Source organism: Pelomonas aquatica (assembly GCF_026712205.1).
In the GTDB taxonomy this organism is placed as follows: Bacteria; Pseudomonadota; Gammaproteobacteria; order Burkholderiales; family Burkholderiaceae_C; genus Pelomonas; species Pelomonas aquatica.
Genome location: NZ_JAPPUW010000011.1, coordinates 17,071 through 41,367, shown reverse-complemented (window position 1 = coordinate 41,367; position 24,297 = coordinate 17,071). Strand labels below are relative to the sequence as shown.

The window sequence follows — 24,297 nt, the reverse complement described above, 5'->3', positions numbered from 1 at the left end:
GCCGCGGGTTTCTGCTTCAATCGCAGGCCTGCCTCGCTCTTCGTCGACCGGGAGAACCTCATGCTCAGACGCCTGCACATCCAAGCCCGCCTGTGGCTGGCCTTCGGCATCATCCTGGCGATGACGGCGCTGCTGGTGGCCGTGGGGGGCTTCGGCCTGAACGTGTCGCAGAAGGCCATCCAGGGCATCACGCAGAAGCTCATCCCGACGTCCAACATCACCGTCGCCGCGCGCAGCCAGTTGCTGCAGAGCAAGACGGCCACGTCCACGCTGGTGGCGTCCATCTTCAACAAGGAAGGCACGGCCCGCGCCCGCAAGGAATGGGACGCGGCCCAGGCGGGCCTGGACAAGGCCATGGACGACTTCGGCGCCGTCACGACCGAGGACAAGGGGCGCGAGGCGCTGGCCAGGTTCCGCGGCCTGATCGCCGACTACCGCAAGGCCGTCAGGCCCGCGGCCGAAAAGCTGGTGGCCGACGGCTACCCCGACGCCCAGGCCGCCTTCGAGGACATGAAGGCGGCCGACGGCGCCTTCGACCCCGCGCTGGCCATGCTCACCAGCATCGAGGGCGACCTGAGGAAGCGCGGCGACGAGGTGTTCGCCAAGGTCGACGGCCTGGTCAGCAGCCTCTTCGTCGGCCTGATCGTCGCCTTCCTGGCCTGCGTCGCCGTCGGCGGCATGCTGGCCGTGCAGATCTCGCGCTCCATCATCGGCCCGCTGACGGCGGCCAAGCGTTTCGCCGAGCGCATGGCCGAGGGCGACCTGTCGCGCGCGCCGGAGGTGAGCGGCACCGACGAATCCGCCGAGATGATGCAGGCCCTGGCCGCCATGCAGCGCTCGCTGTCCGAGATCGTCGGCCAGGTGCGCGAGTCCGCCGAGAGCATCCAGGTCGCGTCGGCCGAGGTGGCCAGCGGCAATATGGACCTGTCCCACCGCACCGAGCAGACGGCCTCCAGCCTGCAGCAGGCCTCCAGCTCGATGACCGAGCTGACCGGTACCGTCGGCCAGAGCGCCGACTCGGCCATGACGGCCAAGCAGCTGGCCGGCGCCGCCGCCGAGACGGCCGGCCGCGGCGGCGAGGTGGTGGCGCGCGTCGTCAGCACGATGGGCGAGATCAACGCAGCCAGCCGCAAGATCGGCGACATCATCGGCACCATCGACGGCATCGCCTTCCAGACCAACATCCTGGCGCTGAACGCCGCGGTGGAAGCTGCCCGCGCGGGCGAGCAGGGCCGCGGCTTCGCCGTCGTCGCGGGCGAGGTGCGCTCGCTGGCCCAGCGGGCCGCCGAGGCCGCGCGCGAGATCAAGGCGCTGATCGGCGCCAGCGTCGAGCGCGTCGAGGCCGGCACCCATCTCGTCAACGACGCCGGCACGACGATGACCGACATCGTCGGCTCCGTTCAGCGCGTGACCGACATCATCGGCGAGATCAGCGCCGCGGCCGCCGAGCAGAGCGCGGGCCTGCATCAGGTCAACGGCACCGTGACCGAGCTGGACCGGATGACCCAGCAGAACGCCGCGCTGGTGGAGGAATCCGCCGCGGCGGCCCAGTCGCTGAAGGAGCAGGCGGTGCGGCTGGCGGGGTTGGTGAGCAGCTTCAAGCTGAGCTGAGGCGGCCACGGCGTTGCGCCGACGCTGACGAAGGCGGCAGAGCGGGAGCATCATCAGCCCTGCGCAGCAACCCGAGGCAGCATGTCGACCCCGCCCATCCTCATCGTCCCGGGGCTGCACGGCTCGGGGCCGGGCCACTGGCAGAGCCGGTGGGAAGCCGCCGACTCGTCGTGCTCGCGCGTGATGCAACGCGACTGGGACCGGCCCGACCTCGCGGAGTGGCTCGACACATTGCAGCGCTGCATCGCTTCGTGCGCATCGCCTCCGGTACTGGTCGCGCACAGCCTGGCCTGCGCCCTCGTCGCGCATTGGGTCGGGAAGTTTGGGCAGGGTGCGAGTGCCGCATTGCTCGTGTGCCCATCTGACGTCGAATCGGCCGCGCATACGCCGCCGGAGGTGCGTTGATTCGGCCCTATGCCCCTGGTGAGCTTTCCCTTCCGGAGCATCGTGGTGGCCAGCACGAATGACCCGCGTGTCGACCTCCAGCGTGCGGGGTTCTTTGCCGCATGCTGGGGCAGTCGCTTCGTCACCGTCGAGGACGCCGGCCACATGAACGAGCAGTCGGGCATTGGCGATTGGGCCGCCGGCAGAGGGCTGCTGCTGGAACTGCTGGGCGCGGCGACCGCATAGCCGAATGGTGAGCCCGGTGCCTGCCGGATCTGGGGTCGCCGCCGGCCGGTCCGTGTCCGAAGACGCGCCTCAGCCCGCCTGTTGTCGGCCCAGCGGCAACGCGTCGAGCGCCGCCATGGCGGCCACCTCGCCCACCACCAGCAGCGCCGGGCTTTGCAGCCCTTCGCGCTCGATGCAGTCCGGCAGTCCGGTCAGCGTCGTCACCGCGTGGCGCTGCCGGGCCGTGTGCGCGGCGCTGACGACCGCCGCGGGCAGGTCGGCGCGCAGGCCGGCGGCGAGCAGCTGAGAAGTTATGTCCGCCGCACGGGCCACGCCCATGTAGATGACCAGGGTCAGGCCGGTGCGGGCCAGGGCCGCCCAGTCGGGCTCGGCGCGGCCTTCGCCCGGGTGGCCGGTCACGAGAATGACGCCGGGCGACGCGCGGCGGTCGGTCACCGGGATGCCGACGGCGGCCGGGCCGGCGATGCCGCTGGTCAGGCCCGACACGACCTCCACGTCGAGGCCGGCTTCGCGCAGCGCGTCGACCTCCTCGCCGCCGCGGCCGAAGACGAAGGGGTCGCCGCCCTTGAGCCTCACGACGCGGTGGCCGGCGCGGGCCTCGCGGATCATCAGCGCGTGGATGAAGTGCTGGTCCGTCGAGATGCAGCCGCCGCGCTTGCCGACGCGCAGCAGCCGGCCTTTCACGAGGGCCAGCACGCGCGGGTCGATGAGGTCGTCGGCCAGCACGACATCGGCAGCCTCGATGCGCTTCAGTGCGCGGACGGTCAGCAGCTCCGGGTCGCCGGGGCCGGCGCCGACGAGGTAGACGGGATGTGCGTTCATGCGGGCACCTCTTCGGGAGTCGCAGCAACAAGGCGGCGCAAGGCCGGCAGGCAGGAGCCGCATTGCGTGCCGCAGCGCTTCTCGGCCTGCAGCTGGGCGAGGCGCTCGGCGGGGCTGCCGCTGCAATGCGACAGCGTCAGGCGGATGACGTCCTCGCGCACGTCGAAGCAGTTGCAGACCTGCGCGCTGGCGGCGGCGGTGTTCGTCGGCGGCGCGCCGGGCGACAGCAGCCAGCGGCCGACCGTGGATGCGGCGGTGCGCTCGCGCCACAGGTCGACGAGCCAGGCGCCTTCGTCGTGCTGGCCGACGCGCAGCAGGGCCTGCAGCGGCGCGGCCTGCAGGTCGTCGCCGTCGAGATTGAGCAGGCGCAGCCGGCCGCGCTGGGCATCGGCATAACGCAGCACATGGGCGCCATTCAGGCCGAGGGCGGCGGCCAGCTCGTCGATCAGTTCAGGCGCGGGCGCGTCGGCGCTGGCGGCCTCGAAGGCCCAGCCGATGAGGCCGGTGCGGGTCGGCTCGGGCAGGCAGTGGGCATAGCCGAAGCGCGGCATCAGCGCGCGCAGCTGCTCGCGCAGCGCGGCACCGCGCTCGGGGGCGACCCAGGCGCAGGCGCTCAGCCGCCAGGGCAGGGCGGCGGGCTCGATGGCGACGGCGCTGAACTTCAGCTCGGGCTGCTTGGAGTCGGGGCAGAAGGCGCCCTGCGTGACGGCGTTGATGCCGTCCTGCGCGCCGATGAATTCGTCGCCCCAGTGCATCGCGATATCGGCACCGGCGGGCGGCAGGTTCTCATCCAGCTTCAGCGGCAGCACGAGCTCGCCGCGGCGCGAGCGCACCGTGACGAGCTCGCCCTCGGCCAGCTTGCGGCGCGCGGCATTGGCAGGGTGCATGCGCACGGCCGGGCGGCCCTCGTGGGCGAACAGGCCGGGCACGCTGCCGCTGCGGCTCATGCCATGCCACTGGTCGCGCAGCCGGCCGGTCGTCAACGCGAAGGGCAGCCCGGGGCTGGGCTCCTCGGCCGGCGGCTGGTAGGGCTTGGCGACGAAGCGGGCGCGGCCGTCGGCGGTGGCGAAGCGGCCGTCGGTGTAGAGGCGCGGCGTGGCGGCGTTCACGAAGGGCCATTGCTGCGGGCCGTCGGCGTCGAGCTTGGCCCAGCTCAGGCCGGTGATGTCGAGGTCGCGGCCCCGCGTGGCGGCGCGGTGCTCCAGCCAAAGGGCCTCGGGCGTGGCGGCGGCCAGGCGCGGCGGGCGGCCCAGACCGGCGTCGATCAGCGCGGCGATGTCGCGCGCGATGCGCCAGTCGGCACGCGCCTCGCCGGCCGGCGGCACGGCCGGGCGCACGCGGCTGATGCGGCGCTCGCTGTTCGTCACGGTGCCTTCCTTCTCGCCCCAGGTCGCGGCGGGCAGCAGGTAGTCGGCGTACTTGGCCGTGGCCGTGTGGGCAAAGGCCTCCTGCAAGATGACCAGCTCGCAGCGATCCAGTGCGCGGCGCACGACGGCCTGGTCGGGCATGGACTGGGCCGGGTTGGTGCAGACTATCCACAGCGCCCGGATTGAGCCGCGCGCGGCGGCCTCGAACATCTCGACGGCGGTGTGGCCGCGCCTGTCGGGCAGATCGGGCACGTTCCACAGCGTGGCGACCTCGGCCCAGTCCTCGGGCCTGCCCGGGTCGCGGTGGCCGGGCAGCAGCGTCGCCATGCCGCCGCTCTCCCGGCCGCCCATCGCATTGGGCTGGCCGGTCAGCGAGAAGGGGCCGGCGCCGGGCTTGCCGATCTGGCCGGTGGCCAGGTGCAGGTTGATGAGGGCGGTGTTCTTGGCCGTGCCGCTGCTGCTCTGGTTCAGGCCCTGGCAATAGAGGCTCAAGGACGAAGGCGACGTGGCGAACCATTCGGCGGCGCGCCAGATGTCGGCCTCGTCCAGGCCGCAGACCTGGGCGGCGCGCGCCGGCGTCCAGTCGCGCACCAGTTCCTTCAGTTCGTCGAAGCCTTCGGTCGACTCGGCGATGAAGCCGGGCGCCGTCCAGCCCTGCCAGATGACGGCATGCAGCAGGCCGTGGCACAGGGCCACGTCGGTGCCGGGGCGCAGCTGCAGATGCAGGTCGGCGAGCTCGGCCGTCTCGGTGCGGCGCGGGTCGATGACGATGAGCTTGTGGCCCGTCTTGGCGGCGCGCGCCGCTTCGAGGCGGCGGAACAGGATGGGGTGGGCCCAGGCCGGGTTGGCGCCGCTGACGAGCACGCAGTCGGCCAGCTCGATGTCTTCGTAGCTGCAGGGCGGCGCGTCGGCGCCCAGGGACTGCTTGTAGCCGACGACGGCCGAGCTCATGCACAGCCGCGAGTTGGAGTCGATGTGGGGCGTGCCGATGACGGCGCGGGCCAGCTTGTTGAAGGCGTGGTAGTCCTCGGTCAGCAGCTGGCCGGAGATGTAGACGCCGATGGATTCCGGGCCGTGGGCGGCGCGGATGGCCAGCAGCCGGTCGGCGATCTCGCGGTTGGCCTGGTCCCAGCTCACGACCTCGGGCCGGGCGCTGCGCGTCGCGCGCTTTTGCGGTTGGCGCAGGCGCTGGTGCTGGATGACGACGGGCGTGGCCGTCAGGTGCAGATTGCTGCCCTTGGTGCAGAGCCGCCCGAAGTTGGCCGGGTGGTCCGGGTCGCCGCGCACACCGGTGATCTGTCCGTCCTCATGCTCGATGACGACACCGCAGCCGACGCCGCAATACGGGCAGGTGGATTTGGTTTCAGCCATCACGCCGCCGCAATCGGAATCTTCGGTCCCGCCACGGGTGCGACGAGGTCCACGGCCAGGGTTTCGAGCTCGGCCCTCAGCAGGAAGACCTCGCCGCCGTCCAGCTTCACCTGGAAGGCCGGCGTGCAGCCTTCATCCGGCTCCCGGGCGCAGCCGTTGCCCAGGCCTATCGTCCAGTTGTGCAGCGGGCAGGCCACGCTGTTGCCGAAGACGATGCCTTGGCTCAGCGGGCCGCCCTTGTGCGGGCAGCGGTCCAGCAGCGCGAAGACCTCGTCCTCGGCGTTGCGGAACAGGGCCACGTCCATGCCGGCCGGGCGCTGCACGCGGCGCGAGCCGAGCACGGGGATGTCCTGCAGGCGGCAGATGCGGGTCCAGTCGTTCATCGTCGTCATCCCTCGTCAACCCAGCTGGCGGGCGAACTGCCCGGTCACGGTCTCCATCACGGCCAGCAGGTTCTCGCTGGCGACGAAGACATCGCTGGCCGCCTGCGGGCCCTGGCTCTGGCCGGCCAGCGCGGCCTGCAGGAAGACCCACTGGTTGCGCGCCAGGCCGAGGTTGGCGCGGATGGCGGGCGAGGCCTCGGCCGCGGCGGACAGCGTCTCCAGCGCGACCTCGAACTCCGCGCGGGCGCGGGCCGTTTCGGCGCCGACCAGCTCGGGCCGCGCGCCCTGCTGGCCGGCCAGGAAGTACAGCGCCAGGCGCTGCGACAGCATGCGCTGGCGGCCCGACAGGTTGACGAGGCGGGCCGAGTCCGCGAGCGAGCGCTGCTGCAGCTGGCCGGTGGCCCTCTGCGCGATGCTGAGCATCTCGCCCGAGCACTGCAGCAGCTCGTCGACGCGCTCGCGGCAGGGCGCGCATTGCAGCAGCGCGCGGTAGTCGTCGAAGCGGTGCCGCATGGCCCTGTAGCTGCCGGCGATCTCGGCCGTGGGCGCATAGGCCAGCAGCTCGCCGAGCTGGCGCTCGAAGCGGGCCTCGCTGGCCTTCAGCACGGCGCGGGCGCGCTCGGCCAGCTCGGGGCGCAGCTGGCCCAGCCAGGCCTTGCCCATGCGCTGGCTCAGCATGCGCTGGGCGCCGGCCATGTCGATGGCCTCGCCGAGCTGGCTGATGTGGCCGCCCTGGGCGAGCGTGGGCAGGCCGGCCGAGGCGAGGCCGGCGAAGAGGGTGCTGCGGCGGGTCAGCATCACGCACCGACCTTTTCGAATTGCCGCAAATCCACGCCGGCCGTGTCGAACTCGAACCACGGGTCGGGCTCGCCGGCCAGGCTGAACTGCAGCTGGGACCACAGCGCCTGGCGGTTCACGGCGTCGTCGAGGATCTTCTTCTTCACATGGTCGAGGCCGACCCGGGCCACGTAATGCACCGTGCGCTCCAGGTACCAGCCCTCCAGCCGGTAGAGCTGCAGGAAGGCGCCGCTGACCTCCAGCACCTCCTCGGGCGTCCTGACCTTGCAGAGGAACTCGGCCACCTCGGTCTTGATGCCGCCGTTGCCGGCGACATAGATCTCCCAGCCCGAGTCGACGCCGATGACGCCGACGTCCTTGATGCCGGCCTCCGCGCAGTTGCGCGGGCAGCCCGACACGGCGATCTTGACCTTGTGCGGCGCATACATGCGCCACAGCGCCCGCTCCAGGTCCTTGCCCATCTGCGTGCTGTCCTGCGTGCCGAAGCGGCACCACTCGCTGCCGACGCAGGTCTTCACCGTGCGCAGCGCCTTGGCATAGGCATGGCCGGAGGGCATGCCGATGTCTTGCCAGACGTTGACGAGGTCTTCCTTCTTCACGCCCAGCAGGTCGATGCGCTGGCCGCCGGTGACCTTGACGGTGGGGATCTTGTACTTGTCCACCGCGTCCGCGATGCGGCGCAGCTCGGTCGAAGTCGTCTCGCCGCCCCACATGCGCGGGATGACGGAGTAGCGGCCGTCCTTCTGGATGTTGGCGTGCGAGCGCTCGTTGATGAAGCGGCTCTGCGGGTCGTCCACCGCCTCCTTGGGCCAGGTGCTGATCAGGTAGTAGTTGATGGCCGGGCGGCAGGTCGCGCAGCCATTGGGTGTGCGCCAGTCCAGCGCCTTGAAGACCTCGGCCGAGGTCAGCAGATGGCCCTTGACGATGGCGTCGCGCGTGTCCTGGTGGCTGGCCTCGGTGCAGGCGCAGATGGCCTTCTTCTTGGGTGCGGCCGAGTAGTCGCCGCCGGCCGTGAACATGATGAGCTGCTCGACGAGGCCGGTGCACGAGCCGCAGCTCGCGCTCGCCTTGGTGTGCTTGCGCACCTCGTCCAGCGTGAACAGGCCCTTGTCGCGGATGGCCTTGCAGATGCTGCCCTTGGCGACGCCGTTGCAGCCGCAGACCTCGTCGGTGTCGGCCATCGCGGCCGCGCGGCTGACGCCCTGGTGGCCCACGTCGCCGATGTTGGCGCCGGCCTCGCCGAACATCAGCTTGTCGCGGATGTCGGCGATCTTGCGGCCCTCGCGCAGCAGCTTGAAATACCAGCCACCGTCCACCGTGTCGCCATACAGGCAGGCGCCGACGAGCTGGTCGTTCTGGATGACGAGCTTCTTGTAGACGCCGGCGAAGGGGTCGCTCATGACGATCTCCTCCGTGCCCGCGCCGCCGCTGAAGTTGCCGGCGCTGAAGAGGTCGATGCCCGTGACCTTGAGCTTGGTGCTGACCGACGAGCCCAGGTAGCGGCCGATGCCGAACTGCGCCAGATGCGTCGCGCAGACCTTGCCCTGCTCGAACAGCGGCGCGACGAGGCCGTAGGCGATGCCGCGGTGGGCCGCGCATTCGCCGACCGAGTAGACGCGCGGGTCGGTGACGGTCTGCATCGTGTCGGTGACGACGATGCCGCGGTGGCAGTGCAGGCCGGCGCTCTCGGCCAGCACCGTGTTCGGGCGGATGCCGGCGGCCATGACGACGAGGTCGGCCGGCAGCTCGGTGCCGTCCTTGAGTTGCAAGGCGCGCACGCGGCCGGCCTCGTTGCCCAGCAGCGCCTGCGTCTGCGCGCCGAGGCGGAAGTCCAGGCCGCGCTCGACCAGGGACTTGCGCAGCAGGTCGCCGGCCACGGTGTCGAGCTGGCGCTCCATCAGCGTGTCGGTCAGGTGCACGACGGTGACCCGCATGCCGCGCAGCATCAGCCCGTTGGCGGCCTCCAGCCCCAGCAGGCCGCCGCCGATGACGACGGCGTGCTTGTACTTGGCGGCCGCGTCGATCATCGCGTTGGTGTCGGCGATGTCGCGGTAGGCGATGACGCCTTCCAGTTCCTTGCCCGGCACCGGCAGCACGAAGGGGTTGGAGCCGGTGGCGATCAAGAGCCGGTCGTAGTCGGCCGTTGTGCCGTCGGCGGCGACGACGCGGCGGCGCACGCGGTCGATCTGCGTGACGGTCTTGCCCAGGTGCAGCGTGATGCCGTTCTCCTCGTACCAGGAGAGCGGGTTCAGGATGATCTCGTCCAGCGTCTGCTCGCCGGCCAGCACCGGCGACAGCAGGATGCGGTTGTAGTTGGGGTGGGGCTCGGCGCCGAAGACCGTGATCTCGTAGAGGTCCGGCGCGATCTTCAGCAGTTCCTCCAGCGTGCGCACGCCGGCCATGCCGTTGCCCACCATCACGAGCTTTAACCTGGGTACGGCAGTCGAGCGCACCCGCTGGGCTGGCGCTTCGGGCCGCGGGCTGCGTTGCTCCTCCTTGTGGGCAAGAGCCCACTGCGTCGTCGCGCCTTGCTCGCGACCCGCCTCGCCCGCCCCTCGGTCGCGCTCCACTACCGTACCCAGGTCCTTCTTCATGCCACACCTCAAACAACAGAGCTGGTCTGCCCTTTGCTTTGCAAGGCATGTGCCAGCGATGAAGCTGGCCTTTCCACCCTGCCGCAGCCAGCGGCGCCCCACGCCGAAGCGGTTTTTGGCCCGGTGCGGGTGCACTCGTCTCGAAACTTGCACCAAGTGCGGGCATCGGCCCGCCCATAAAAATGCAACCACTGAGGCACGGAGACACAGAGAAATTCAGGACTGCTTTCCTCTGTGTCTCTGTGCCTCTGTGGTTGCATTCCCGACTTCCCACTCCCATGCGCTTCGAACTCGACACCGGCCTGTCCAGCCTGCAAGGCAAGCGCCCGCGCAACGAAGACTTCGCCGGCGTGCAGGCGCCGCAGCCGCACGAGGCCGAGCGCGGCTGGGTCGCGGCGCTGGCCGACGGCGTCAGCGGCGGCGGTGGATCGGGCAGTGAGGGGCTGATGGCCGCGCAGACCTCGGTGATGAGCCTGCTGCGCGACTTCCACGCGGTGCCGGCCGACTGGGACAGCAGCGTGGCGCTGGACCGCCTGCTCGGCCACCAGAACGCCTGGCTGGCCGCGCACAACCGCCGCCCCGGCCCGCAGGGCGAGCCCCGCGAGGCGCTGACGACGCTGACGGCCGTGGCGCTGCGCGGGCGCCGCTATGCCATCGCCCATGTCGGCGACAGCCGCGCCTGGCTGCTGCGCGACGGCGACTGCCTGCTGCTGACGCAGGACCACCGCCTGGAGCGCCGCGACTTCGCCGGCCTCACGCGTGCGCTGGGCCTGGACGACGCGCTGCGCCTGGACCACAGCCAGGGCGAGCTGCGCGTGGGCGACCGCCTGCTGCTGACCAGCGACGGCGTGCACGGCGCGCTGCGCAGCCGCCAGATCGCCGACCTGCTGCGCGCCACGCCCGGCGCCCAGGCCGCGGCCGACGCGCTGACCGCCGCGGCCCTGGCCGCCGGCAGCCACGACAACGCGACCGCGCTGGTGCTGGACGTGAAGGACCTGGCCGACCCCGGCCTGAACGACCTCGCCGCGCTGGGCCGCACGCTGCCCAGCCCCGGCCCGCTGGGCGTGGGCGCGGTGCTGGACGGCTACCAGGTCACCGCCCTCGTCGCCGACAACGGCGTGCACCGCCTGCTGCAGGCGCGCGAGGCGGCCAGCGGCCGGCTGGTGGCGCTGAAGATGCTGCGCCCGGGCCGCGCCGACGACCCCGAGGAGCGCGCCATGCTGGCCCACGAGATCTGGCTGGGCCTGCACCTCGCCGAGGCGCCGCGCCATCGCCGTGGTGCCGCGGCCGGCGGCAGCGGCTTCGTCCGCGTGCATGCGCCGGCCGACGGCGCGACGCATTTCTATGCCGTCTTCGACTGGCATGGCGGCCAGACGCTGGAGCAGCTGCTGGCCAAGGGGCCACTCGACGCGGCGCAGGCGCTGGCCCTGGGCCAGGCGGTGGCGCGGTCCTTGAGCCTGCTGCACGCGGCCGGCGTCGTGCACCGTGACCTCAAGCCCACCAACCTGCACCTGGGCGACGACGGCCAGTGGCGGGTGCTGGACCTCGGCGTCGCGCTCAGCCGCCGCTCGTCGGCCGCCGCGCGCGAGCTGCATGCCGGCACGCCCAGCTACATCAACCCCGAGCAGTGGCAGAACCCGCCGGCGCCGCCCGATGCCGGCTCCGACCTGTTCGCGCTGGGCGTCACCCTCTACCGGGCGCTGACCGGGCGCCTGCCCTATGGCGAGATCGAGCCCTGGCAGCTGGCCCGCTACCGCCGCGAGCCGCAGGGCGTCAGCCGCCTGCAGCCCAGCGTGCCGATGCCGCTGGACCGCGTCGTCATGCGCGCCGTCGCGCGCGAGGCCAGGGCCCGCTTCGAGACGGCCGATGAGCTGTTGCTGGCGCTGGAGCGCTGCGCGGCGCGCGACCAGCCTGCGCCAGCGCGGCCGCCGCGCAATGGCGGCGACCCGGTGCTTGGCTGGCAGATCGCCTTCGGCCTGTCGCTGCTGCTCAATCTCTTGCTTGTGGCCTGGCTGCTGTTCCTGCCGCGCTGATCAGGCGCGCTGGTAGTGCACCGGCTCGTCGGCCTGGGCCGCGGCGCGGCGCGCGCGGCCGCCCTTTTGGCTACGGCCGCCCGCGGAGCGGGCTTAACTTGGCTGGCGCCAAGTTAGCCTTCGCCGAAAGGGAGGCATGGCCTCTGGCCTTGCCTCCCTTTTCGGCCCAGGTCCGCGTCCAGCGGATCTGCATGACGCGCATGACGCCGAGCATCAACACGGCCAGCACGGCGAACACGACGAAGCCCCAGGCATAGGTGCCGGCATGCTGCCTGGACAGGCCCATCAGATTGGGCACGAGGCCGCCGCCCAGCGCACCGACCTCGCCGATCATCGAGCCGGCCACGGCCGTGGCCGCGGGCCAGCGCAGCGGCACGAGCTGGAACAGCGCGCCGTTGCCGGCGCCGAGTGCCGCGAAGCAGACGATGAGCAGCAGCGTCGTCAGCGCCAGCGAGCCGCTGCTCAAGCCCACGGCGGCCAGGCTGAGCGCGACGACGACCAGCACGCCGGTCAGCATGTTGACGCCGCCCCAGCGGTCCGACAGCCAGCCGCCGACGACGCGCACCGCCGCGCCCATGAAGGCCGCCAGCATCGTCAGCTGGCCGGCCTGCACCTTGGAGACGCCGAACTGGTCGTAGTAGTAGGTCGGCAAAAAGGTCGTCAGGCCGATGAAGCCGCCGAAGGTCACGCCGTAGATCAGGCTGAAGGCCCAGCCGTCCTTCTCGAACAGGCAGGCCGCGTGCTCGCGCAGCGACGCGTGGGCGTCGACGTCGGGTGGTTCCTTGGCGAAGACGATCATCACGATCATCGGCAGCAGGATGGCGCCGGCCGCGCAGGCATAGACCGTCTGCCAGCCATAGGCCTGGGCCAGCGGCGGCGCGACGAGCACGGAGACGGCCGTGCCGACATTGCCCGCGCCGACGAGGCCCATGGCCAGGCCCTTGTACTGCGGCGGGAACCAGCCCGAGCCCAGGCTCAGCGCCACGCCGAAGCTCGCGCCCGCGATGCCCAGCAGCACGCCCATGGCCAGCAGGTCGTCGTAGCTCTTGACCATGAAGAAGCCGTAGAGCATGGCCACGGCGATCAGGCTCATCTCCACCAGCGTCGCGTTCTTGCGGCCGATGTATTGCGACAGCACGCCGAGCGGGAAGCGCATCAGCGCGCCGGCCATGATCGGGATGGACAGCATCAGCCCCTTCTGGGCCGGCGTCAGGTGGTAGGTCTCGCTGATGAAGGGGGCCAGCGCGCCGTTGAGCACCCAGATGCAGCAGGAGAACGCGAAATACAGGAAGGCGGCGAACAGCGTGGGGCTGTGGCCGGCGCGTTTGAAGTTTTGCAGTGCAGACATCTCGAGCTCGCTAGGGCTGTTTGCCGCCTGCCCACGCCTGCCCGCCGGTCGCGTGCCAGGGCTGGCTCGGACATCGCAGCGGGGAGGCGGTCCGCACCATTGCGGGCGCCACGCGCCGATACTCGCAAGCCCCATGCCCGCCCGGGGCCGGCGCCCGCTGGCCTGCTTCTTGCGCCGTTTTGGGGCGTGAAGAACGAAGCCATGCCCGATACCGCCTCCGCCCCCTCTGTGACTACCCTGCTCTGCTGCCCCGAGATGCCGCCCCAGGCGGTCGCGCTGCAGGCCATGGGCTGGTCGCTGCGCGCCGTTGCGGAACTCGCGCCGCCCGCCGACGGGCCGGCCCTGGGCCTGCTGTGGTGCCCGGACCGCACCGCGTTGGCGCAGCAGCTGCACTGCGAGCGGGCCTTCGGCCTCCCGGTGGTGCTGCTGGCGCCGCCGCCCGACGCCGCCGAGCGCCGCGCGCTGCAGGCCCGCGGCGCGCTGGCCTGGCTACCGGCCGACGCCGAGGCCGGCCTGCTGGCCGACACGCTGCTGTGGGCCCAGGACCTCGCCGCGCAGCTGCAGGCGCGCGACAGCGCGGCCCAGGCCAGGCTGGACGAGCGCAAGTGGACGGAGCGCGCCAAGGGCCTGCTGATGCAGGCGCGCGGCATCGACGAGGCCGCCGCCTTCGCGCTGCTGCGCAACACCGCGATGCAGACGCAGTCCAAGCTGCCCGAGGTGGCGCGCGGCGTCGTGCACACCTCCGAGCTGGCCGAGGCGCTGGAGCGGGCCGGCGCGCAGCGCATGCTGAGCCAGCGCCTGGTCAAGCTGCAGGCCCTGCGCCAGTGGCCGCGGCTGGCCCCGCCCGAGAAGCGCGAGGCGCAAGCCCTGCTGGATGCCTCGGCCGAGCGCGTGGCGGCCAATCTGGCGCGGCTGGCCGAGCTGTTGCGCCACGACCTGGCGGAGGAACTGGCGGAGGTGTCGGGCGCCTGGGCCCAGCTCGACGAGGCGCTGGGCAGCCGCCAGGTCGACCTGGCCCGCAGCGACCGCGCGGCCCAGCGCCTGCTGGAGAGCAGCGAGGCGCTGGTCACGCGCCTCTCCGAACGCGCTGGCCAGCGGCCGGTGGGCCTGCTGGCCCAGGTCACGCGGCTGCGTCTGCTGAGCCAGCGCCTGGCGAAGCAAGGGCTGCTCGCCCAGCTGCTGCCCGGGCACGACGTGAGCGGCCTGGCGGGCGGGCTGGACGAATTCATCAAGGCCTACGACGAGGTTCGCGCCGCGCCGCTGGCCGGCCCGGCCCTGCAGCCGGCGTTCGCGGCGGTCGACGAGGCCTGGCTGCTGCTGCTGCGCGGGCTGCGCGTGGAGCAGGGGGATGCGGTGCAGCGCATGCATCAGGGCAGCGAGAGGCTGTTGCAGGCGCTGGAGGTGTTGATTCAGGCGTTGCAGGGGTCGTTGCAGTTGATCTTGGGGTAGGTTGGCCAGGCACAAGGTAGCCCGCAGTGGGCTGCCTTGTGCCTGGCTCAGCCCCTCGAGGGTGGGTAACCTTTCTTTGTCGCGCCAGAGAAAAGTCACCAAAGGAGAGGCGCCTTTACTGAACCCGTTTCATGCGGGCGTTGTCGGCCGGCGTCACCCGCTTCGTCGTCGAGGACGACGGCCCGGGCATCCCCGAGGCCAAGCTGGAGCGCGTGCGTCAGCCCTTCCGCCGCGTCGAGGGCTCGCGCAACCCTGCCGCCGGCGGCACGGGCCTGGGCCTGTACATCGCGCAGCAGCTGGTACGCCGCCAGGGTGCGCTGCTGGTGCTGGGGAATCGGCCCGAAGGCGGGCTCAGGGCCGGGGTGGTTTTCTAGCGGCTGCTCACCAGCTGCCCGTGTTGGGCATCGACGCCCAGGGCTCGGCCGGCGCGAGCGCAGGGCCGGCCTGCAGCAGTTCCACCGAGATGCCGTCAGGCGAGCGCACGAAGGCCATGTGGCCGTCGCGCGGCGGGCGGTTGATGGTCACGCCGTGGTCGGCCAGCCGCTGGCAGGCGGCGTAGATGTCGTCCACTGCGTAGGCCACATGGCCGAAGTTGCGGCCGCCGGTGTAAACCTCGGCCTGGCCGTTGGCGTCCGGCCAGTTGTAGGTCAGCTCGATCTGGGCGTCCGCGTCGCCGGCGGCGGCCAGATAGACCAGCGTGAAGCGGCCGGCCTCGTGCTCGGAGCGCCTGACCTCGTGCAGGCCGAGGGCGTCGCGGTAGAAGCGGATCGACGCGTCCAGGTCATGGACGCGGACCATGGTGTGCAGGTATTTCATGGTGCCATTGTCAGTAGTCCAGCCATTCCATGGGCGAAACCAGGGCTTGGCCGCGGATGCGCTCCAGCGTGGCCGTCATCAGCTCGATGTTGTTGTCGAAGCTGCCGTGGCTGGCGGGGATCCGGTCGCCGGCCTTGGTCGTGCGGACCTGGGGCGTGGCGACCTTGTTCAGCAGCGCGCCGCCCGGCCAGAGCTTGAGCCAGGCGGCGACGTCGGCGTTGGGGGGCGCGGCCCACTGGTCGTCGGCCCAGGCCGGGTCGGGCTGCATCTGTGCGCGCTCCATGCCCAGCAGCGGCTGCTTGCGGATGTCGTCCAGCGCGCGCGAAACGAGGTAGAGCAGGCTCTTGCCGTAGAGCTCGCGCTCGGCGCTGGGCAGGCCGTCGGCACGCTCGTTGGCGTCGGTCAGCACGTTCAGGCGCAGGGCCTGCAGCGGCAGCACGCCGGCCCTGTCGGCCGCGCCGTAGTGCTGCACGGAGAAGCCGCTGGAGCAGGCGGCGGCATGCAGCTCGCAGCTGGCGACCTTGACGGCGTCGGCGCCGGCCAGGCGGTCCAGCAGGTGGCCGAGCAGGATGGCGCCGGCCGAGTGGCCGATGAGGTGGACCTCCAGCGCCTTGCCGCCCTTGGCGAGCGCGTCGCGCAGTTCGCGCAGCATGCCCGCGGCGAGGTCCAGCACATGGCCGGCCACGGCGCCGCCCTCGGCGTTCTCGCGCATCTCGCTCCAGATGCCGCGCGCGAACTGGCGGGCCAGGGCCTCGATGGCGCGGTCCTTGGCCTCGGCGGCGGCGTCGTGGAGCCGGTCCAGCATGCCTTCGCTGCGGTCGTCGGTGCCGCCGACGACGCGGCGGCCCAGGTCTTCGAGCATGTCGGCCAGGGTCTCGCCGGCACCGGTCCTCCAGGCGAAGAACAGCGGGTAGATGCCGTTGGCGAGGAAGTAGGGCGCCAGCACGCGGATGCGCTGGACGGCGTCGTTCTCGGAGTTCAGGCCGCCGTGGGCGTAGACGGCGAGCTTCAGCGTCTTGCCCGCCTTGCCGGCCTTGAGCCAGCGCAGCGGCCGCTCGACGACGATCTCGCGCGCCAGGCCCTCGCGGTCGCTGCGCGCGCGGGTGAAGTCGGTCGTCATCAGCTGGCCGTCGTTGCCTGAGACCAGGGTGTGGGTGTAGGCCTCGGCCGTGCGCAGCGGCTGGTAGGGCGGGTGCGCGAAGGCGTGGTTGAAGGGCCAGGGGTCGTCGCGCGGGTTGTCCGGCACGCCCAGCGTGGCGCCGACGGCGGCCAGGCCATGCCCGGCCGCCGCGCGAAAGCCGCTGGCCGCGCGCGCCGTCTTGCCGGCGACCTTGGCCTGGGGCTGGTCGGCGCGGAGGTCGGACAGGTCCTGCGGCACGCCCAGGGCCACGGCCCAGCAGTCGGTGCCGTTGCTCACCCAGTCCTCGTAGCCGAGCACGGCGAAGCCGCTCGCGCCCCAGCCGGTGCCCCAGCTGTTCTGCACGACGAAGCCATGCTCGTTGAAGCCGACCAGCGCGAAGGCGTGGCCGCCGGTCTTCTTGCTCATGCGCTTGATGCGCGGCAGCTGGGCATGGCTGGACGGCAGGGGCGTGGCGTCCAGGCCCCAGCCGTCGTGCACGCTGCCGGACACGTAGACGGCGCCGATCTCGTAGATGGCGGCCTGCATGTCGACGACGCTCTTCCTGTCGACGCGGTAGTAGACGCCCAGCGGCCGGCTGGGCGCGTCCTGGTCCCAGCCGGGCGAGGGCCGCACGAAGAGGCCGTGGCCGGCCTTGTCCAGCGGCAGGGGCCAGAGATCCCAGCTGCAGACGCCGTGCTTGTGCCAGCCCTTGAGCGCGCCGCGGCAGGACGAGCCCTCGTAGTCCTGGCCCGGCCATTCGTCGTAGAGCTTGGCCAGCTCGTAGAACATGCGCGCGCTGACCAGCGGCGGCGCCTTGCTGCGCGGCGTGCCGAGGTGGCGCAGCCAGTACAGATAGTTGGTCACGCAGGCCAGGCCGAAGCCGGTGCAGGCGCCTTCGTCGCCCTGGTTCAGGATGCGGCCGGCCTTCACATAGGCGGGCAGCAGCCGCTTCAGGTCGGCGTCGAGCGGCCAGCGCGCGGGCAGCGAGCGCAGCGGCGCGCGATAGGGCAGGTCGCGCAGGTCGAGGCGGTCGGGGCGGGCGTCCAGCGTGGGCCTGGGCGCGGTGTCGTGGATTTTCGGCGCCGCTGCCGCGGCCTTGCTCTTCTTCGCCGAGGTGGCCATGGGTGTCTCTCTCCTGATGGGCGCCGCATCATGGCCGCAGGCCCGCGCCGGGACAAGGGCGCGCGCGAGACTGATCCTCATGTTTAAGGTCGGCCTGGGGGCCATCGGCCACTCGCTGCGCCTTTAGCATGGCCGCCATGCAGCCATTGGACGAGCCCGTGTCATCCCCTGCCATCCCGGGCCTGATTCGCAACTGGACCTTTCAGCCGTCGCCGGTGCGCTGGGGGGAGAGCGTGCGCACGGTCAGCCGGGTGCTGCGGCATGCCAGGCGCGCGCCGGCATCGGCCGTGCTGAAGCCGGCGTCGCCCGCCGCACGCTGGGTGGCCTACTTCGTCTACGTGCCCGACGGCGAATTGACGGCCGGCCAGCGCTTCACGCTGGAACGCCTGAAGGCATCGGCGCTGCCGCTGCTGGTGGTGTGCGCCTGCCGGCGCGACGCCGCCGTGCTCCAGGCGCTGCGGGGGCTTTGCGATGCCCTGTTGTGGAAGGACCTGCCGGGCTACGACTTCTCCGCCTACCGGCTCGCGCTGTCGCACCTGGCGGCGCACTCACCGGGCGCCGACGTGCTGGTGATGAACGACTCGGTGTACGGCCCGTTCTCGGACCTTCGCGAGGTGTTCGACACCGTGCCCTGGGCGCTGACCGGCTTCACCGCGTCCAACCAGCGCGCGCCGCACATCCAGTCCTATGCCTTTTTGCTGCGCGACCTGCGGCCGTCGACGATGGCGCGGCTGGCGCCGGTGCTGCTGCCCGGCATCGCGTTCGACCAATTCCGCCACATCGTCGACCTGCAGGAACTCCGCTTCGCCCGCGTCGCCGCGCGCTCGATGTCGGTCGGGGCGCTGTGGTTCGGCGACGTGCGGGAGGTGAACGACCCCACGCTCGTCCGCCCGATGGAACTGCTCGACTGCGGCTTCCCCTTCCTCAAGCGCTCGTTGCTCGGCAAGCATCAAGGCTTCATCGAGCGCGATGTGGTCCTCGCCCGCCTGCAGGCCTTCGGGCACCCGCTGCCGTCCGGCGCGGCCGACCCGGTGTGACCGGGGCCTGCAACTGATCACCGCCCCAGCGGCGCCACCCCCAGCCACACCGCGTGCAGCCAGAGCGCAATGACCGCCCACAGCGCGACGCCGGCGACGATGGCCGCCACCGTGCCGGCGGCGGTCGGTGCCGCGATGACGGGCGCGGCGCGGCGGCGCGCCGCGCGGAAGACGAGGACGGACCAGACCAGGAAGCTGCCGAACAGCATCACGTCGGCCAGTGTGTTGTTGGCGATCAGGTGGGCAAGGGCCCAGACCTTGACCGACAGCGTCATCGGGTGCTGCAGCCTGGCCTTGAGGTGGTTGCGCGGCACATAGGCCGCGGCCAGCAGGATGGTGGCGACGAGCATCAACGCGGCCGTCGCGTGGCTGATGCCGGGGATGCGCGGCCACAGCACGATGGGCTGCTGCCGCGCCTGCGAGAAGCCCCACAGGATGAGGCCGAAGCCAACCAGGGACACGAGGGTGTAGATCCCCTTCCAGGCCTTGTCGCCGAGGCGGGCGATCTGGGCGTCGCGCCAGTTCGGCGCCAGCGCGCGGGTCATGTGCATGCCGAGGAAGAGGGCGAGGCCGAGGGCAAGCCAGGTCATGGGTGGACTCCTTGTGCGGGCGGATGATGCCGCCTTTTTGCGGCGCGCGAATCGGCCGACCCCGTCACGGCGCTGGCGCGCGCGGAGACGGCTCCTGGATGCCCCGCTACATTCGGACTAACTTTCCGGCCGGTGAATTGGCGTGGCAACACTCATCCCTTCGATCAGTACCTGCGTGTCGCGCATGACCACGGGCGAACGCCGGCTCGCAGAGCGTTTGGAGCAGAAGCTCGATGACGACTACCTCGCCTGGTACGACGTGCCGGTCGGCCCGCGCCAGGCACATCCGGATTTCGTGATCCTGCATCCGCGGCGCGGCCTTCTGATTCTGGAGGTCAAGGACTGGCGGCTCGACACCATCCGGCAGGCCAGCCGGCAGACCTGGGAAATCCTCGGTCACAGTGGTCCGAAGAACGTCATCAATCCCATCGAGCAGGCGCGGCATTACACCCATCAGGTGGTGGACGCGCTGGCGCGTGACCGGCAACTGGTTTTACAGGAGGGCAGCCACAAGGGCGGACTGTCTTTCCCCTGGAGCTACGGTGTGGTCTTCACCCACATCACGCGGCGCCAGTTCGAGGGTGCCGGGCTGAGCCAGGCCATCGAACCGCACCGTGTCATCTGCGCCGACGAAATGACGGAGGGAGTCGACGCCGAAGCGTTCCAGAGCCGGCTGTGGGACATGTTCCCGCTATTGATGCGCGGCGTGCTGTCGCTGCCGCAGATCGACCGCGTGCGCTGGATCCTCTTTCCCGAAGTGCGAGTGAATGCCCAGCCGGCGTTGTTCGATGATGGGGCTGAAGCCGTGGTGCCGGACCTGCTGCGCGTGATGGACCTGCAGCAGGAGCAACTGGCGCGCAGCCTGGGCGATGGGCATCGGGTCATTCATGGCGTTGCAGGCTCGGGCAAGACCATGATCCTGAGCTATCGGGCTGAGCAACTCGCCAAGGCTGCAACGGCCCAGAAGCCGGTACTGGTGTTGTGCTTCAACGAGCCGCTGGCCGTGAAGCTGGCAGCTGTCATGGGCGCGAAGGGGCTGGGCGACCGCGTGGTCGTGCGCAACTTTCACAAGTGGTGCCGGCAGCAACTGGTGGCTTACGGCCAACCCATCCCTGTTCAGGGGCGGGCGATGTTCGACGAGATGGTCGACAACGTCATCCGTGGCGTGGACCGGCGGCAGATTCCTTCTGGCCAATACATGGCGGTGCTGGTCGACGAGGGGCACGACTTCCGGCCCGAGTGGTTGAAGTTGGTGTCGCAGATGGTCGACCCGAGCACCAACAGTCTGCTGCTGCTCTACGACGATGCCCAGAGCATCTACGAGCGCCAGCGGACGCGGCAGTTCAGCTTCAAGAGCGTAGGCATACAGGCGCAGGGGCGCACGACCGTGCTGAAGATCAACTACCGCAACACCCGCCAGGTGCTTCAGACGGCCAACATGATCGCGGCTGACCTGCTCAAGCCAGAGGACAGCGGCGACGACGGCATCCCGATGCTGCAACCCATCAGTTGCGGCCGGGAGGGCCATGCGCCGCTCATCGTCACGCTGCCCGGGCTGCGCGACGAGGCGAACAAGCTCGCCGAACTGCTGGCAGCAGCGCATGAGCAAGGTACGTCCTGGGGCGACATGGCCATCATTTGCCGGCGCTATGCGGTGATGGAGGAATGCGCTGCCGCTTTGGGACGGCGCAGGCTGCCGCATCAGATGCGAAAGGGTTCGGGGCGCTGGGATCCGTCCGCCGACGGGATCAGCATCATGACCATGCACGCCAGCAAGGGTCTGGAGTTCCCGCTGGTCGCGTTGCCTGGTGTGGGGCAGATGCCGGAGCCGGGCGAGTCGGAGGCCGACGAGGCGCGTCTCTTCTACGTCGCCGCCACGCGATCGACCCGGTCGCTGATCATCACGTTGAGTGGGCAGGGCGCGTTCGCCGCACGGCTGGCTGGCGGCGTTGCGCTGGCCTCGGCCTGATTCAGGTCTGCCTGTCCACCCGCAGCGCGAGCACGACCGAGCTGTTGGTGCGCAGCACGCCGTCGATCTCGCCGATCTCGTCGAGCAGCGCGTCGAGCCGGGCCGTAGTGTCGGCCCGCAGCAGGGCCATGTAGTCGAATTCACCGCTGACGCTGGCGAGCTGGCGCAGCTCGGGCAGTTCTGATAGGCGCTTGACGACCTCGCGCCCGGCCTTGGGGCTGACGCTGATGCCGACGAAGGCCTGCACGCTGCGGCCCGCCTCGTCGCCGCCCAGCCGCGCGGTGTAGCCGACGATGCGCCCGCTGGCCTCCAGCCGCGCCAGCCGCGCGACGACGGTCGTGCGTGCCACGCCCAGCTTGCGCGCCAGCGTGGCCGTGCTCGCGCGCGCGTTGGCCTGCAGCAGCAGGATCAGCCGGCGGTCGAGGTCGTCGGGCGGCGGGGCCGTGTTTACCCGTGAATCATCCATATCGACGAATCATCGCGACGATTCGTCGAATCAGCAATTGATTTCGTCGGAGTAGTGCTTTCTTTCGTCGGCGGCCCTGCCTAGAGTCCGCGCCAACGACAACCCCTCGACGGAGCTCCCCATGAAGATCGCCCTGCTCGGCGCCGGCCATATCGGCCAGACCATCGCCCGCCTGCTGCACGCCACCGGCGACTACCAGGTGACCGTGCTCGACAGGAACGCTGCCTACCTGAAGGTGCTGGCCGCCGAGGGCATCGCGACGGCCGAGGTCGACAGCGACCACCGCGCCGCGCTGGCGGCCCAGCTGCGCGGCAAGGACGCCGTCGTCAATGCGCTGCCCTACCACCTGGCCATCACGGCCGCGGAACTGGCGCTGGAATGCGGCTGCCATTACTTCGACCTGACCGAGGACGTGGCCGCCACCAAGGCCATCATGAAGATGGCGGAAGGCTCCAAGACCGCCTTCATGCCCCAGTGCGGCCTGGCGCCGGGCTTCATCGGCATCGTCGCCCATCACCTGGCCACTCAGTTCGACGAGGTGCGCGACGTGCAGATGCGCGTCGGCGCGCTGCCGGCCTTCCCCACCAACAAGCTCAAGTACAACCTGACCTGGTCGGTCGACGGCCTGATCAATGAATACTGCCACCCCTGCGAGGCCATCCACGACGGCGAGACCATCGCCGCGCTGCCGCTGGAGGGCCTGGAGCACTTCAGCCTGGACGGCACCGAGTACGAGGCCTTCAACACCTCCGGCGGCCTGGGCACGCTGTGCGAGACCTGGGCGGGCAAGGTGCGCAACCTCGACTACAAGACCGTGCGCTACCCCGGCCACCGCGACCTGATGCAGTTCCTGCTCGGCGACCTGGGCCTGAAGGGCGACCAGGGCAATCTGAAGGACATCATGCGCAGGAGCATGCCGGCGACGATGCAGGACGTCGTGCTCGTCTTCGTCACGGTGTCGGGCATGAAGGGCGGCGTGCTGCTGCAGGAAGTCTTCGCCCGCAAGATCTTCGCCACGCGCGACGGCGCCCAGCCGCTGTCGGCCATCCAGATCACGACCGCCGCCGGCATCTGCGCCGCGGTGGACCTGTTCCGCGAGGGCAAGCTGCCGCAGACCGGCTTCATCCGTCAGGAAGAGGTCAGGCTGCCCGACTTCCTGGCCAACCGCTTTGGTTCGGCCTATCAACAAAGCCGTCAGGTCGAGTCCATTTCCTGATCGCGGGACAATGTTCGCCATGAAGCAACAGACCCTTTCCCTCCTCGACGCCCTGGGCGTCCACCTGCCGGCCTCGGGCGACCTGACCGTGCGCTCGCCCATCGACGGCGGCGTGCTGGCCCAGTTCCCGACGGCCGGCGCCGCCGACATGAAGGCCGCCGTGGGCCGCGCTCACGAGGCCTTCAAGGCCTGGCGCGTCGTGCCGGCCCCGAAGCGCGGCGAGCTGATTCGCCTGTTCGGCGAAGAGCTGCGCGCGCACAAGTCTGAACTGGCGCAGCTGGTGTCGATCGAGGCCGGCAAGGTCATCAGCGAAGGCCTGGGCGAAGTCCAGGAAATGATCGACATCTGCGAGTTCGCCGTCGGTCTGAGCCGCCAGCTGCATGGCCTGACCATCGCCAGCGAGCGCCCCGGCCACCGCATGATGGAGCAGTGGCTGCCGCTCGGCGTCGTCGGCATCATCTCGGCCTTCAACTTCCCCGTGGCCGTCTGGGCCTGGAACTCGGCGCTGGCCCTGGTGGCCGGCGATGCCTGCGTGTGGAAGCCGTCCGAGAAGACGCCGCTGACCGCGCTGGCCACGCAGGCGCTGTTCGAGCGCGCGCTGCAGGCCTACCGTGCCGCCGGCCATGCCGCGCCCGACGGCCTGTCCGAGCTGATCATCGGCCGCGCCGACGCGGGCGAGGCCCTGGTGGACGACGCCCGCGTGGCGCTGGTTTCCGCGACCGGCTCGACCCGCATGGGCCGGGCCGTGGGCCCGCGCGTCGCGGCGCGCTTCGGCCGCTGCCTGCTGGAGCTGGGCGGCAACAACGCCATCATCGTGACGCCCAGCGCCGACCTGGACCTGGCCGTGCGCGGCATCCTGTTCGGCGCCTACGGCACGGCCGGCCAGCGCTGCACGACGACGCGCCGCGTCATCGTGCACGAGAGCATCCACGACGCGCTGGTCGAGCGCCTGGACCGCGCCCGCGCCCAGCTGCCCATCGGTTCGCCCGTGGAAGCCGGCACGCTGATCGGCCCGCTGATCGACGCGCAGGCCTTCGATGCGATGCAGTCCGCGCTGAACGCGGCGCGCGAGCAGGGCGGCGCTGTGTCAGGCGGCGAGCGCGCGCTGGCCGAGCGCTTCCCCGAGGCCTTCTACGCCGTGCCGGCGCTGGTGCGCATGCCGGCGCAGACCGAGGTGGTCCGCCACGAGACCTTCGCGCCCATCCTGTACACGCTGAAGTACCGCACGCTGGACGAGGCCGTCGCGCTGCAGAACGGCGTGCCGCAGGGCCTGTCGTCGGCCATCTTCACGACCGACATCCGCGAAGCCGAGGCCTTCATGAGCGCGGCCGGCAGCGACTGCGGCATCGCCAACGTCAACATCGGCACCTCGGGCGCGGAGATCGGCGGCGCCTTCGGCGGCGAGAAGGAGACCGGCGGCGGCCGCGAGAGCGGCTCGGACGCGTGGAAGGCCTATATGCGCCGCACGACCAACACCGTGAACTATTCCAGCGAGCTGCCGCTGGCCCAGGGCGTGAAGTTCGACATCTGAGTCGACTTCGCCGGGGAGGGCTGA

The 24,297-nt window shown here is 70.9% G+C and carries 18 protein-coding genes and 1 pseudogene; 9 read left to right on the top strand and 10 right to left on the bottom strand.

The window, feature by feature from the left end; translation table 11 throughout:
* Positions 1 to 60 precede the first annotated feature (60 nt).
* Together NYP07_RS23955 and NYP07_RS13240 are read left to right on the top strand one after the other, a co-directional pair.
* Positions 61 to 1,611, top strand: coding sequence for a methyl-accepting chemotaxis protein (locus NYP07_RS23955; RefSeq protein ID WP_276597268.1), 1,551 nt, complete (start codon positions 61 to 63; stop codon positions 1,609 to 1,611).
* Positions 1,612 to 1,692: 81 nt separating this feature from the next.
* Positions 1,693 to 2,241: pseudogene (locus tag NYP07_RS13240) on the top strand (RBBP9/YdeN family alpha/beta hydrolase).
* A gap of 69 nt (positions 2,242 to 2,310) precedes the next feature.
* On the opposite strand, the gene cobA reads toward NYP07_RS13240, so the two are convergent.
* Genes cobA through nirB form a run of 5 tightly spaced genes read right to left on the bottom strand, consistent with a single transcriptional unit; the run spans position 2,311 to position 9,399 of the window.
* Positions 2,311 to 3,063 (bottom strand): uroporphyrinogen-III C-methyltransferase, encoded by a 753-nt coding sequence (cobA, locus tag NYP07_RS13235; protein ID WP_268151178.1) that lies wholly within the window; start codon positions 3,061 to 3,063, stop codon positions 2,311 to 2,313.
* Positions 3,060 to 5,801, bottom strand: coding sequence for a nitrate reductase (locus NYP07_RS13230; protein ID WP_268151176.1), 2,742 nt, complete (start codon positions 5,799 to 5,801; stop codon positions 3,060 to 3,062). Before NYP07_RS13230 ends, cobA begins: the two co-directional genes overlap by 4 nt.
* Positions 5,801 to 6,184: a nitrite reductase small subunit NirD gene (gene nirD, locus NYP07_RS13225; RefSeq protein ID WP_268151174.1), complete on the bottom strand. Its 384-nt coding sequence runs from the start codon at positions 6,182 to 6,184 to the stop codon at positions 5,801 to 5,803. Before nirD ends, NYP07_RS13230 begins: the two co-directional genes overlap by 1 nt.
* A 15-nt stretch (positions 6,185 to 6,199) precedes the next feature.
* The gene (locus tag NYP07_RS13220) at positions 6,200 to 6,982 is read right to left on the bottom strand and encodes a type IV pili methyl-accepting chemotaxis transducer N-terminal domain-containing protein (protein WP_268151172.1); all 783 of its coding nucleotides are present in this window, start codon (positions 6,980 to 6,982) and stop codon (positions 6,200 to 6,202) included.
* Complete coding sequence (nirB, locus tag NYP07_RS13215; protein ID WP_268151426.1) at positions 6,982 to 9,399, bottom strand: nitrite reductase large subunit NirB; 2,418 nt, start codon at positions 9,397 to 9,399, stop codon at positions 6,982 to 6,984. The genes NYP07_RS13220 and nirB overlap by 1 nt, the downstream gene beginning before the upstream one ends.
* A 455-nt stretch (positions 9,400 to 9,854) precedes the next feature.
* Between nirB and NYP07_RS13210 the strand changes: the two genes are divergently transcribed.
* Positions 9,855 to 11,609, top strand: coding sequence for a bifunctional protein-serine/threonine kinase/phosphatase (locus NYP07_RS13210; RefSeq protein WP_268151169.1), 1,755 nt, complete (start codon positions 9,855 to 9,857; stop codon positions 11,607 to 11,609).
* A gap of 70 nt (positions 11,610 to 11,679) precedes the next feature.
* On the opposite strand, the gene NYP07_RS13205 is transcribed toward NYP07_RS13210, so the two are convergent.
* Positions 11,680 to 12,957 (bottom strand): MFS transporter, encoded by a 1,278-nt coding sequence (locus NYP07_RS13205; RefSeq protein WP_268151167.1) that lies wholly within the window; start codon positions 12,955 to 12,957, stop codon positions 11,680 to 11,682.
* Positions 12,958 to 13,185: 228 nt separating this feature from the next.
* Here NYP07_RS13205 and NYP07_RS13200 point away from each other — a divergent pair, with 228 nt between their 5' ends.
* Positions 13,186 to 14,406: an ANTAR domain-containing response regulator gene (locus NYP07_RS13200; RefSeq protein WP_268151165.1), complete on the top strand. Its 1,221-nt coding sequence runs from the start codon at positions 13,186 to 13,188 to the stop codon at positions 14,404 to 14,406.
* 131 nt (positions 14,407 to 14,537) lie between these two features.
* Positions 14,538 to 14,780 (top strand): ATP-binding protein, encoded by a 243-nt coding sequence (locus NYP07_RS13195; protein WP_338091314.1) that lies wholly within the window; start codon positions 14,538 to 14,540, stop codon positions 14,778 to 14,780.
* A 7-nt stretch (positions 14,781 to 14,787) separates the two neighbouring features.
* Here the strand turns inward: NYP07_RS13195 and NYP07_RS13190 are convergent, their stop codons facing one another.
* On the bottom strand, positions 14,788 to 15,222 hold the full coding sequence (locus tag NYP07_RS13190) for a VOC family protein (protein ID WP_268151163.1): 435 nt from the start codon (positions 15,220 to 15,222) through the stop codon (positions 14,788 to 14,790).
* 10 nt (positions 15,223 to 15,232) lie between these two features.
* Positions 15,233 to 17,464 carry a C1 family peptidase gene (locus tag NYP07_RS13185; protein ID WP_268151161.1) on the bottom strand — a complete coding sequence of 744 codons (2,232 nt, stop codon included), beginning with the start codon at positions 17,462 to 17,464 and terminating at the stop codon, positions 15,233 to 15,235.
* A gap of 128 nt (positions 17,465 to 17,592) precedes the next feature.
* Here NYP07_RS13185 and NYP07_RS13180 point away from each other — a divergent pair, with 128 nt between their 5' ends.
* Positions 17,593 to 18,501, top strand: a complete 909-nt coding sequence (locus NYP07_RS13180) for a rhamnan synthesis F family protein (RefSeq protein ID WP_268151159.1) — start codon at positions 17,593 to 17,595, stop codon at positions 18,499 to 18,501.
* Positions 18,502 to 18,518: 17 nt separating this feature from the next.
* Here the strand turns inward: NYP07_RS13180 and NYP07_RS13175 are convergent, their stop codons facing one another.
* Positions 18,519 to 19,091, bottom strand: coding sequence for an NnrU family protein (locus tag NYP07_RS13175; RefSeq protein WP_268151157.1), 573 nt, complete (start codon positions 19,089 to 19,091; stop codon positions 18,519 to 18,521).
* 184 nt (positions 19,092 to 19,275) lie between these two features.
* Between NYP07_RS13175 and NYP07_RS13170 the strand changes: the two genes are divergently transcribed.
* Entirely contained in the window at positions 19,276 to 21,060 is a 1,785-nt protein-coding gene (locus NYP07_RS13170) for a DEAD/DEAH box helicase (protein ID WP_268151155.1), read from the top strand.
* Position 21,061: 1 nt separating this feature from the next.
* Here the strand turns inward: NYP07_RS13170 and NYP07_RS13165 are convergent, their stop codons facing one another.
* Positions 21,062 to 21,526: an Lrp/AsnC family transcriptional regulator gene (locus NYP07_RS13165; RefSeq protein WP_268151153.1), complete on the bottom strand. Its 465-nt coding sequence runs from the start codon at positions 21,524 to 21,526 to the stop codon at positions 21,062 to 21,064.
* A 121-nt stretch (positions 21,527 to 21,647) separates the two neighbouring features.
* Between NYP07_RS13165 and NYP07_RS13160 the strand changes: the two genes are divergently transcribed.
* Positions 21,648 to 22,742 (top strand): saccharopine dehydrogenase family protein, encoded by a 1,095-nt coding sequence (locus NYP07_RS13160; protein ID WP_268151151.1) that lies wholly within the window; start codon positions 21,648 to 21,650, stop codon positions 22,740 to 22,742.
* Between the two features lie 10 nt (positions 22,743 to 22,752).
* On the top strand, positions 22,753 to 24,273 hold the full coding sequence (gene amaB, locus NYP07_RS13155) for an L-piperidine-6-carboxylate dehydrogenase (RefSeq protein ID WP_378990981.1): 1,521 nt from the start codon (positions 22,753 to 22,755) through the stop codon (positions 24,271 to 24,273).
* Positions 24,274 to 24,297 lie beyond the last annotated feature (24 nt).

Excerpts from the sequence above, each read along its gene's own strand:
- NYP07_RS23955 (WP_276597268.1), top strand. The coding sequence starts at position 61 with ATGCTCAGACGCCTGCACATCCAAGCCCGCCTGTGGCTGGCCTTCGGC.
- cobA (WP_268151178.1), bottom strand. The coding sequence starts at position 3,063 with ATGAACGCACATCCCGTCTACCTCGTCGGCGCCGGCCCCGGCGACCCG.
- NYP07_RS13230 (WP_268151176.1), bottom strand. The coding sequence starts at position 5,801 with ATGGCTGAAACCAAATCCACCTGCCCGTATTGCGGCGTCGGCTGCGGT.
- nirD (WP_268151174.1), bottom strand. The coding sequence starts at position 6,184 with ATGAACGACTGGACCCGCATCTGCCGCCTGCAGGACATCCCCGTGCTC.
- NYP07_RS13220 (WP_268151172.1), bottom strand. The coding sequence starts at position 6,982 with ATGCTGACCCGCCGCAGCACCCTCTTCGCCGGCCTCGCCTCGGCCGGC.
- nirB (WP_268151426.1), bottom strand. The coding sequence starts at position 9,399 with ATGGTGGGCAACGGCATGGCCGGCGTGCGCACGCTGGAGGAACTGCTG.
- NYP07_RS13210 (WP_268151169.1), top strand. The coding sequence starts at position 9,855 with ATGCGCTTCGAACTCGACACCGGCCTGTCCAGCCTGCAAGGCAAGCGC.
- NYP07_RS13205 (WP_268151167.1), bottom strand. The coding sequence starts at position 12,957 with ATGTCTGCACTGCAAAACTTCAAACGCGCCGGCCACAGCCCCACGCTG.
- NYP07_RS13195 (WP_338091314.1), top strand. The coding sequence starts at position 14,538 with ATGCGGGCGTTGTCGGCCGGCGTCACCCGCTTCGTCGTCGAGGACGAC.
- NYP07_RS13190 (WP_268151163.1), bottom strand. The coding sequence starts at position 15,222 with ATGAAATACCTGCACACCATGGTCCGCGTCCATGACCTGGACGCGTCG.
- NYP07_RS13185 (WP_268151161.1), bottom strand. The coding sequence starts at position 17,464 with ATGGCCACCTCGGCGAAGAAGAGCAAGGCCGCGGCAGCGGCGCCGAAA.
- NYP07_RS13180 (WP_268151159.1), top strand. The coding sequence starts at position 17,593 with ATGGCCGCCATGCAGCCATTGGACGAGCCCGTGTCATCCCCTGCCATC.
- NYP07_RS13175 (WP_268151157.1), bottom strand. The coding sequence starts at position 19,091 with ATGACCTGGCTTGCCCTCGGCCTCGCCCTCTTCCTCGGCATGCACATG.
- NYP07_RS13170 (WP_268151155.1), top strand. The coding sequence starts at position 19,276 with ATGACCACGGGCGAACGCCGGCTCGCAGAGCGTTTGGAGCAGAAGCTC.
- NYP07_RS13165 (WP_268151153.1), bottom strand. The coding sequence starts at position 21,526 with ATGGATGATTCACGGGTAAACACGGCCCCGCCGCCCGACGACCTCGAC.
- NYP07_RS13160 (WP_268151151.1), top strand. The coding sequence starts at position 21,648 with ATGAAGATCGCCCTGCTCGGCGCCGGCCATATCGGCCAGACCATCGCC.
- amaB (WP_378990981.1), top strand. The coding sequence starts at position 22,753 with ATGTTCGCCATGAAGCAACAGACCCTTTCCCTCCTCGACGCCCTGGGC.